Genomic DNA, 7,313 nt, shown 5'->3' on the forward strand with positions numbered 1-7,313 from the left:
CGGATTTCATCCCGATGATGCGCGGGCTCGGTGCGGAGTTTGTTTAGCCGGTCACGACGGATGGAAGGTCAAGACTGATGCGGCCAAATTCGCTTGCGGAAGCCGTTGCAAGAATTCAGACGGGCGCTTCCTGGGACGTGGCGCTGGCGGAGTTCGTCGATACCTTCGATCTCGCTCCGACAGCTGAAGCGCGCTATGCAACGATTGAGGAGGAGCCGATCTTGACGAACGACAAGAGGCTCGATGCACTTGTTGGTGGAGTGGCCGAATATCTTGCGAAGCAACACATGTTGGGTCGTGTACCATCTTGGGCCTCGGACCCAGCTCGTATTCTAGACCGTCCGTGGCATACGTGTTCCTTTGCAGATCATGGCATGCGCGAATATCTGACGTTCGCGAGTCCGGCCGAGTTCGCCTCGCGCAACATCTTCACCGAGGAGCGGCCGTTGCGCCGCGCTCGCAGCCCGTTTGGGCGCCACCTCCCGGAACAAGCATGATCATCGCCATCGACGGACCCGCAGCTTCCGGCAAGGGCACGCTGGGCAAGCGGCTCGCGCAGCACTACCACTATCGTCATCTCGATACCGGCGTGATCTACCGCGCGGTGGCCAAGGCGCTGCTGGATGCCGGGGCCGACCTGACCGACGAGAACCTTGCGGTCGCCGCCGCGCTGGAACTCGACCCCGAAAAGTTCGGAAATCCCGATCTCAAGACCCAGTTGGTGGGCGAGGCGGCCTCGGTGGTCTCGGCCATCCCCAGGGTACGGGAGGCATTGATCAATTTTCAGCGGCAGTTCGCGGCCGACCCGCCCGGCGCGGTGCTCGATGGCCGCGATATCGGCACCGTGATCTGCCCGCATGCCGAGGTGAAGATCTTCGTCATCGCCGACCCCAAAGTCCGGGCCCGGCGCCGGACCCTGGAGGCCCAGGCGCGGGGCGAGCCCGCCGACGAGGCCGCCGTGCTGGCGGATATCCTCAGGCGCGACGAGCGCGACCAGAACCGGGCCACGGCGCCTTTAATAGCGGCTGCGGATGCACACTTGCTCGATAACTCGCATTTGGATATAGAAAGCGGCGTCCGGGCCGCCATCGACATTGTCGAGGCCGTCCGAGCGGGCCGGCATCGGGTTTGAGACCCAGCCGTCATTGGAGGAAAGCCCGCTCCCGGTCTTGAAGTCGATACGCTCGCTTTCAGGTCCCGGACACAATCAACGTATCGAACGTGCAGGCATGCTGCCGGCCCGCTCTCGCGATTTCCTGCGAGGCGGTCGTCAGGGTTTGCGGAACCCCGACACTTCACGCCCGATACGCCCCTTAACCCGAATGGCCGGCGATACCCGCATCTGGAGAACAAATGGCTTCGACTGCTACTTCCTATAACCCTTCCCGCGACGATTTCGCCGCGATGCTCGATGAATCCTTTGCCGGCGGCAATCTTCAGGAAAGCTCCGTCATCAAGGGCATCGTTGTTGCGATCGAGAAGGACATGGCCGTCATCGACGTCGGCCTGAAGACCGAAGGCCGCGTGGCGCTGCGTGAATTCGCCGGGCCCGGCAAGGAAAGCGAACTCAAGGTAGGCGACGAGGTCGAGGTGTTCCTCGATCGCATCGAGAATGCGCTCGGCGAAGCCGTGCTGTCGCGCGACAAGGCGCGCCGCGAGGAGAGCTGGGGCAAGCTCGAGAAGGCCTTCAACAACAACGAGAAGGTCCACGGCGTCATCTTCAACCAGGTCAAGGGCGGCTTCACCGTCGACCTCGACGGCGCTGTCGCCTTCCTGCCGCGCTCGCAGGTCGATATCCGCCCGATCCGCGACGTCGCACCGCTGATGAACAATTCGCAGCCGTTCCAGATTCTCAAGATGGATCGCCGCCGCGGCAACATCGTGGTGTCGCGCCGCACGGTTCTGGAAGAGACCCGGGCCGAACAGCGCCAGGAACTGGTGCAGAACCTCGAAGAGGGCCAGGTCATCGACGGCGTCGTCAAGAACATCACCGATTACGGTGCGTTCGTCGACCTCGGCGGCATCGACGGTCTCCTGCACGTCACCGATATCGCCTGGCGCCGGGTCAATCACCCGACCGAAGTCTTGACCATCGGCCAGACCGTCAAGGTCAAGATCATCAAGATCAACCACGAGACCCACCGCATTTCGCTCGGCATGAAGCAGCTGCTGGACGATCCGTGGCAGGGCATCGAGGCGAAGTATCCGCTCAATGCGCGCTTCACCGGTCGCGTCACCAACATCACCGACTACGGCGCGTTCGTCGAACTGGAGCCGGGCATCGAAGGCCTGATCCACGTCTCGGAAATGTCGTGGACCAAGAAGAACATGCATCCCGGCAAGATCGTTTCGACCTCGCAGGAAGTCGAAGTGCAGGTTCTCGAGGTTGATTCGGTCAAGCGCCGTATTTCGCTCGGCCTCAAGCAGACCATGCGCAATCCCTGGGAAGTGTTCGTCGAGAAGTTCCCGGTCGGCGCCACGGTCGAGGGCGAAGTCAAGAACAAGACCGAGTTCGGCCTGTTCCTGGGTCTCGAAGGCGATGTCGACGGCATGGTCCATCTGTCCGACCTCGACTGGAAGCTTCCGGGCGAGCAGGTGATCGACAACTTCAAGAAGGGCGACATGGTCAAGGCCATCGTGCTCGATGTCGATGTCGAGAAGGAGCGCATCTCGCTCGGCGTCAAGCAGCTCGAAGGCGACCCCTTCGCCGAGCCGGGCGACGTCAAGAAGGGCGCGGTCGTGACCTGCGAAGTGCTGGAAGTGAAGGAAAGCGGCATCGAGGTGAAAATCACCGGTACCGATTTCAATACCTTCATCAAGCGGTCCGAACTGGCACGCGAGCGTTCAGATCAGCGCGCCGAGCGTTTCGCCGTCGGCGAAAAGGTCGATGCGCGGGTGATCCAGTTCGACAAGAAGGCCCGCAAGGTGCAGGTCTCGATCAAGGCGCTGGAAGTCGCCGAAGAGAAGGAAGCCATCGCGCAGTACGGCTCCTCCGATTCGGGGGCGACGCTGGGCGACATTCTCGGCACCGCGCTCAAGCAGCGTACCGACAAGTAAGCCTCCTGCTTGCTTACTCGTTCGGATCAATCGGGCCCCGGTTTCGACCGGGGCCCTTTCTATTCCGGCTGTCGTCCCGGCCAAGCGAGCCCTTGCGAGCGCGAGCCGGGATCCATACGCCGTGTCCTGTCGATATGGATACCGTGGCAGACGCCTTCTGCAACAATTGCCGCCGCGGAGTATGGGTCCCGGCGTTCGCCGGGACGACGAGGGCCTTGTTTTCTTCATATTGCATCGCAATTGATGTAATTGAGGCACGACATATTAGGGCTGTGTGGAGAATACCGTGCGGCCCCTCAACGACCGCTCGCTGGGAGAATTCTCGATGTCGCTTGATTCAGACGTGATCGTTGATCGCCGCCGGATCCGCCGCAAGCTGACGTTCTGGCGCGTGGTCTCGGCCCTGGTCGTGATCGCGGCCATCGTCACCGTTGCCGTGGTGGCGACGCCGGCCGGACGCGGCGCGTTCACGACGTCGGGCTCGATCGCGCGGGTCCATATCGACGGCCTGATCCGCAGCGACAATGATCGCGTCGAGGCGCTGGAGCGGCTGGAAAAGTCCCGTGCCGCGGCCGTCGTCGTGCACATCAATTCGCCCGGCGGCACCACGGCCGGCTCCGAGCAGCTCTACGACGCGCTGGTGCGCCTGAAGGCGAAGAAGCCGGTGGTGGTCGTGGTCGAGGGACTGGCGGCATCCGGCGGCTACATCGCCGCGATTGCGGCCGATCATATCGTGGCGCAGCAAAGCTCGCTGGTCGGGTCGATCGGCGTCTTGTTCCAGTATCCGAATTTCAGCGAATTGATGAAGACCGTCGGCGTCAAGGTCGAGGAGGTGAAGTCTTCGCCGTTGAAGGCCGCGCCCAACGGATTTGAGCCGACCAGTCCGGAAGCGCGCGCCGCACTGGATTCGCTGGTCAAGGATTCCTATGCCTGGTTTCGCGGCCTCGTGAAGCAGCGGCGCGGCATGGATGACGGCTTGCTGGAAAAAGTCGCGGACGGGCGCGTCTTCACCGGCCGCCAGGCGGTCGAACTCAAACTGGTCGATGCGCTCGGCGACGAGAAGACCGCCATTGCCTGGCTGGTCGCGCAGAAAAACGTCAAGCCCGATTTGCCGGTGCGCGATTTCAAGCTGACGCCGCGGCTCGGCGACCTGACTTTTCTGCGAACGGCGGCGTCCATTGCGCTGGACGCGCTCGGGTTGAGCGCGGTCGCGCGCCAGGTCGAGCACGCCGGCCTGGTCCGGGCCGTCGACCGCCTCAGTCTCGATGGAATGCTCGCATTATGGCAGCCCGCGGGGGCCAATTGATCCGCCGATGTCCGGTGTCCGCGCCGTTCTCCCGCACTGCGGGTATCGGCGCAATCCTGAATCCGGCCGCTTGTCACGCCTTTTCGCGCTGCCTTAAATCGATTTAGCGTCTTGACAGTTCAAGCTATTTTCACGGAAATGCATTTCCGCATCTTCCCGGGTCCCAATCTCGATGATCAAATCCGAACTTGTTCAGCGTATCGCCGAGCACAACCCGCACCTCTATCAACGGGATGTCGAGAATATCGTGAACGCGATCCTCGACGAGATCGTGGCAGCCTTGGCGCGCGGCGACCGGGTCGAGCTGCGCGGTTTCGGCGCGTTCTCGGTGAAGCATCGTCCCGCCCGGGCCGGCCGCAATCCGCGCACCGGCGCGCATGTACCGGTCGATCAGAAGAGCGTTCCGTTTTTCAAGACGGGCAAGGAAATGCGCGAGCGTCTGAACCGCGACAGCGGAGTTCCCGACGCCGGCGCGTAGGCGTTTTACGCGTATCGGCAGTCACCCCGCTGCCCCTGGCGTTCCCGTGGCGGGAGACACGAGCCGGCCCAGGCTGGCCTTCGCAACGCGAGAGATGGTCATGCGAAAATTCTTCTCTGCCCTGTTGCTGATTCCGCTGGGCCTGTTCTTCGTGATCTTTGCGGTCGCCAACCGCCATCTGGTGACGGTATCGTTCGATCCGTTCAATTCCAGCTATCCGACGGTCGCGGTGACGCTGCCGCTGTTCGTGCTCATCATCGTGGTGGCGATCCTTGGCGTGGTGGCGGGCGGCACGGCGACTTGGTTCCGGCAGGGCCACTGGCGGCGCTCCGCGCGCCGGCACGAGGCCGACGCCCGGGCGGCGCGGTCGCAACTGGCCGATCTGCGCGCCAATACAACGGCCCTGCGAGGCGATCCGCAGCGCCTTCCCGCCCTGATGCAGGACGGCGGCTATCGGTCCGGCGGGCGAGACAAGCAGGACGCGACGTTGTAGAACCCGCCCCGTCCGCTTCCTTGCCTTGGCCTGTCGTTGCCGCCCGAACCCGTGCTCTGAAACCAGTTTGCTTCGAAACCAGTTTGCCCTGAAACCATGTCCATGATCGTCAAAATCTGCGGCCTGTCCACGCGCGAGACGCTCGACGTCGCGCTGCAGGCCGGCGCGGACATGGTCGGATTCGTGTTCTTTCCGCCGTCGCCCCGGCACATCAGCCTCGAGACGGCGCGCGACCTCGGCAAACGGGCCAAAGGCCGCGCCGTCACGGTGGCGCTCACGGTCGATGCCGACGACGCCACGCTCGCCAATATCGTCGAGGCGCTGCAGCCGGATATTCTGCAGGTGCACGGCAAGGAGACCGTGGCGCGGCTGCGCGACATCAAGCAGACCTTCAGATTGCCGGTCATGAAGGCGATGGCGGTTGCGACCGCTGCCGATCTTGCGCCGCTGCCGGGCTATGCCGCAGTCGCCGATCGCATCCTGTTCGATGCCCGCGCCCCCAAAAGCGCCACGCGTCCGGGCGGCCTCGGCTCCGTGTTCGACTGGCATGTGCTGGAACATCTCGATCTCAAGCTGCCGTTCATGGTCTCGGGCGGCCTGCATGCCGGCAATGTCGCGGAAGCCGTCCGCGTCACCCGCGCCGGCGGCGTCGATGTTTCCTCGGGCGTCGAGCGCACGCCCGGCATCAAGGATCCCGAGATGATCCGCCATTTCATTCGCGCCGCGCGCGCCACCGAAGAGTTGATGGTCCGATGAATCCCAACCTGCCCAATTCATTCCGTACTGGTCCGGACGAGACCGGGCACTTCGGCAAATTCGGCGGCCGCTTCGTCGCGGAAACGCTGATGCCGCTGATCCTGGAGTTGGAAAAGGCCTACGCCGCCGCCAGGGCCGATCCGGCGTTCCACGCCGAAATGAACGGTTACCTCAAGCACTATGTCGGCCGCCCGTCGCCGCTGTATTTCGCCGAACGGCTGACCGAGTATCTCGGCGGCGCCAAAATCTACTTCAAGCGCGAGGAGCTCAACCACACCGGCTCGCACAAGGTCAACAACGTGCTTGGCCAGATCATGGTGGCGCGGCGGATGGGCAAGAAGCGCATCATTGCCGAGACCGGCGCCGGCCAGCATGGCGTCGCCACTGCCACTCTGTGCGCGCGGTTCGGGCTCGAATGCATCGTCTATATGGGCGCGGTCGACGTCGCGCGTCAGGCGCCCAACGTGTTCCGGATGGAAATGCTGGGCGCCAGGGTCGTCCCGGTGCAGTCGGGTACGCGCACGCTGAAGGACGCGATGAACGAGGCGCTGCGTGACTGGGTCACCAACGTGCATGATACGTTTTACTGCATCGGCACCGTCGCCGGCCCGCATCCCTATCCGATGATGGTGCGCGACTTCCAGTCGATCATCGGTGTCGAAACGCGCGCCCAGATGCAGGAAGCCGAGGGCCGGTTGCCGGACTCGCTGCTCGCCTGCATTGGCGGCGGCTCCAATGCCATCGGTTTGTTTCATCCGTTTCTCGATGACCCCGGTGTCGAGATCTTCGGCGTCGAAGCCGCGGGCCATGGCCTGACCCAGCTGCACGCGGCGTCGATCGCGGGCGGCAGGGCCGGCGTGCTGCACGGCAACCGCACGTATCTGCTGATGGACGATGACGGCCAGATCCAGGACGCGCATTCGATTTCGGCCGGGCTGGACTATCCCGGTATCGGCCCGGAGCATTCCTGGCTCTACGAGACCAAGCGCGTCACCTATCTCAGCGCCACCGACGACGAGGCGCTGGCCGCATTCCAGTTGCTGTCGCAGCAGGAAGGCATCATCCCCGCGCTGGAAACCGCGCATGCCATCGCCAAGGTGATGGAACTGGCGCCGAAGCGGCCCAGGGATCACCTGATGGTGGTCAACCTCTCCGGCCGCGGCGACAAGGACATTCCGCAGGTGGCGGAAATTTTGGCGGGGAAGAAGGTATGAGCGCTTCTG

8 protein-coding genes are annotated in these 7,313 nt (G+C 63.6%); all 8 read left to right on the plus strand.

What is annotated here, in order from left to right; genetic code table 11:
- Positions 1-77 precede the first annotated feature (77 nt).
- The 8 genes from Q7U29_RS05260 to trpB all read left to right on the plus strand — a co-directional run bounded on the left by Q7U29_RS05260 (position 78) and on the right by trpB (position 7,304).
- Entirely contained in the window at positions 78-497 is a 420-nt protein-coding gene (locus Q7U29_RS05260; RefSeq protein WP_304739231.1) for a hypothetical protein, read from the plus strand.
- Positions 494-1,132, plus strand: coding sequence for a (d)CMP kinase (cmk, locus tag Q7U29_RS05265; protein WP_304739233.1), 639 nt, complete (start codon positions 494-496; stop codon positions 1,130-1,132). The genes Q7U29_RS05260 and cmk overlap by 4 nt, the downstream gene beginning before the upstream one ends.
- Positions 1,133-1,353: 221 nt before the next feature.
- On the plus strand, positions 1,354-3,057 hold the full coding sequence (gene rpsA, locus Q7U29_RS05270; protein ID WP_304739235.1) for a 30S ribosomal protein S1: 1,704 nt from the start codon (positions 1,354-1,356) through the stop codon (positions 3,055-3,057).
- A gap of 325 nt (positions 3,058-3,382) precedes the next feature.
- A complete protein-coding gene (gene sppA, locus Q7U29_RS05275) occupies positions 3,383-4,363 on the plus strand; it encodes a signal peptide peptidase SppA (protein WP_304739237.1) in 981 nt (326 codons plus the stop codon).
- Between the two features lie 172 nt (positions 4,364-4,535).
- On the plus strand, positions 4,536-4,841 hold the full coding sequence (locus tag Q7U29_RS05280; RefSeq protein ID WP_304739239.1) for an integration host factor subunit beta: 306 nt from the start codon (positions 4,536-4,538) through the stop codon (positions 4,839-4,841).
- Positions 4,842-4,941: 100 nt separating this feature from the next.
- Complete coding sequence (locus tag Q7U29_RS05285; RefSeq protein ID WP_304739241.1) at positions 4,942-5,334, plus strand: LapA family protein; 393 nt, start codon at positions 4,942-4,944, stop codon at positions 5,332-5,334.
- Positions 5,335-5,430: 96 nt separating this feature from the next.
- Positions 5,431-6,090 (plus strand): phosphoribosylanthranilate isomerase, encoded by a 660-nt coding sequence (locus tag Q7U29_RS05290; RefSeq protein WP_304739242.1) that lies wholly within the window; start codon positions 5,431-5,433, stop codon positions 6,088-6,090.
- A complete protein-coding gene (trpB, locus tag Q7U29_RS05295) occupies positions 6,087-7,304 on the plus strand; it encodes a tryptophan synthase subunit beta (RefSeq protein ID WP_304739244.1) in 1,218 nt (405 codons plus the stop codon). The genes Q7U29_RS05290 and trpB overlap by 4 nt, the downstream gene beginning before the upstream one ends.
- The last annotated feature ends 9 nt before the right edge of the window (positions 7,305-7,313 follow it).

The sequence above is a fragment of the Bradyrhizobium sp. genome, assembly GCF_030654605.1.
Taxonomy (GTDB): domain Bacteria; phylum Pseudomonadota; class Alphaproteobacteria; order Rhizobiales; family Xanthobacteraceae; genus Bradyrhizobium.

Coding starts and splice junctions, on each gene's coding strand:
- Q7U29_RS05260 (WP_304739231.1), top strand. CDS start 78: ATGCGGCCAAATTCGCTTGCGGAAGCCGTTGCAAGAATTCAGACGGGC.
- Q7U29_RS05290 (WP_304739242.1), top strand. CDS start 5,431: ATGTCCATGATCGTCAAAATCTGCGGCCTGTCCACGCGCGAGACGCTC.
- Q7U29_RS05280 (WP_304739239.1), top strand. CDS start 4,536: ATGATCAAATCCGAACTTGTTCAGCGTATCGCCGAGCACAACCCGCAC.
- cmk (WP_304739233.1), top strand. CDS start 494: ATGATCATCGCCATCGACGGACCCGCAGCTTCCGGCAAGGGCACGCTG.
- sppA (WP_304739237.1), top strand. CDS start 3,383: ATGTCGCTTGATTCAGACGTGATCGTTGATCGCCGCCGGATCCGCCGC.
- Q7U29_RS05285 (WP_304739241.1), top strand. CDS start 4,942: ATGCGAAAATTCTTCTCTGCCCTGTTGCTGATTCCGCTGGGCCTGTTC.
- trpB (WP_304739244.1), top strand. CDS start 6,087: ATGAATCCCAACCTGCCCAATTCATTCCGTACTGGTCCGGACGAGACC.
- rpsA (WP_304739235.1), top strand. CDS start 1,354: ATGGCTTCGACTGCTACTTCCTATAACCCTTCCCGCGACGATTTCGCC.